The 1,124-nt window shown below is 64.6% G+C and carries 1 protein-coding gene; it reads left to right on the top strand.

What is annotated here, in order from left to right; genetic code table 11:
- The first annotated feature begins 231 nt into the window (after nucleotides 1-231).
- Entirely contained in the window at nucleotides 232-1,101 is an 870-nt protein-coding gene (locus tag AC067Z_RS38965; RefSeq protein ID WP_478794372.1) for an IS5 family transposase, read from the top strand.
- Nucleotides 1,102-1,124: the final 23 nt, after the last annotated feature.

Raw genomic sequence — 1,124 nt, 5'->3', positions numbered from 1 at the left:
AGAGGTCGTTTTCATCTCTAATGCCCATCTATCGCTTGTTTTCTGATGTGCCGTGGTGTGGTGCTGAAGGGGCTGTTGGACTGATTGGTTCTTGTGGGGTCGGTGGGGTGACGGTTGGGACGGGAGGAGGCTTGCGCCTGTCTCATCCCGGGAAGCCCGCTTCTGGGCTGTGCTTCCACAGGTAATTCCGTGCGCCTGGGCGCACTCGGCTGCACGCGGTACGTCCACATCATGAGTGAGCGACGTCCGTATCCGAGTGATCTGTCCGATGCCCGCTGGGAGTTGATCGAGCCGGTCCTGTCCGCCTGGCGGTCCGAGCGACGCCGGCACGCCCTGGACATCGGCCGCCCGCCCGAGCACGAGCTGCGCGAAATCATGAACGCGATCCTTTACGTGGACCGCACCGGGGTGCAGTGGCGCTACCTACCCCACGACTTCCCGCCCTGGGAAACCGTCTACGGCTACTTCGCCAAGTGGCAGAAGGGCGGCGTGTTCGCCCAGCTCAACGGTCTGTTGCGGGAGTTGGTGCGCCAGAAGGAGGGCCGCAACGCGAACCCGTCGGCCTGCGTGATCGACGCGCAGAGCGTCAAGACCTCCACCAGCGTCCCCGCCTCGAGCCAGGGCACCGATGCCGGCAAGAAAATCGTCGGCCGCAAACGGAGCATCATCACCGACACCCTCGGCCTTCTGCTGGCGGTCCTGGTCACCGCGGCCAGTGTCCAGGACTCCGTCGCAGGTCAGACTCTCCTCGAGGAGGCTGCCACCGCCCATCCCACCATCCGCAAGGCGTGGGTGGACGGCGGCTACCGCAAGCACTTCGTGGAGCATGCCGCCACCCTCGGCATCGACCTCGAAATCGTCCAGCGCAACCCCGGGACCAGGGGATTCACCCCGATCCCGAAACGCTGGACCGTGGAGCGAACCTACGGCTGGCTCATGCTCCACCGTCGCCTGGCCCGCGACTACGAGACTCTCCCGGCTCGCTCCGAAGCCATGATCCACCTCGCGATGACCGACCTCATGGCCCGCCGCCTCACCGGCGAGACCACCATCTCGTGGCGCGATCCGACATCACAGAACCAAATCCGCATCACAGGATAAAACAACGGGAGAAAACGACCTCT

Source organism: Streptomyces sp. NPDC043812, assembly GCF_056436245.1.
The sequence above is the reverse complement of the archived record's forward strand: the minus strand, read 5'-3'. Positions and strand labels throughout refer to the sequence as shown.

Bases quoted from the DNA above. Each gene is read 5' to 3' on its own strand.
- AC067Z_RS38965 (WP_478794372.1), top strand. From the start codon at position 232: ATGAGTGAGCGACGTCCGTATCCGAGTGATCTGTCCGATGCCCGCTGG.